General features: G+C 58.6%; 1 pseudogene. It reads left to right on the top strand.

Annotated features, from left to right (window positions below):
* A pseudogene (locus tag ACR0D9_RS20630) lies at positions 1-524 on the top strand (hypothetical protein); the annotation flags it as partial.

Genomic DNA, 524 nt, shown 5'->3' with positions numbered 1-524 from the left:
CCGCAAAGGGCCTGGACGAACTGTGCAAAACCGGACTGGTTTTCGAAAGCGGCAACTCCAGAGGTCACTTCGTTTTCCGTCACGCACTGATCCGCGACACTGCCTATCAATCCATGCTCAGCACAACTCGGCGGGCGCAGCATGCCCATGTTGCCAAGGCGTTGGCAGCGTTGCGGTCCGCCGAGATTGAACGTCGACCTGAACTTGTCGCCCGACACCTGACCGAGGCCGAAGACTGGAGTGCGGCGTTCAAAAAATGGCAGGCGGCAACCGAAATGGCGCTGGCTCGTTCCGCCAGTCACGAGGCAATGACTAACGCGCACGAGGCGCTGAATGCAGCACGGAACCTTGAGGGCGACAATCAGTCCGAAACAATCCGGGCAACTGTTCTTGTCGGGCGCAGCTTTGATAGTTTGGGACAGCTACCCGAAGGCATTGCGGAACTCAAAAGCGCCTCGGACGCGGCAAATGCCCTTGGGGATGTCGAATTGGCCGCCGATGTAGCCCTGCATTTTTCGGATTCC

This window comes from Ruegeria sp. AK11 (assembly GCF_056541095.1).
This window is presented reverse-complemented; position numbering and strand designations above follow the sequence as displayed.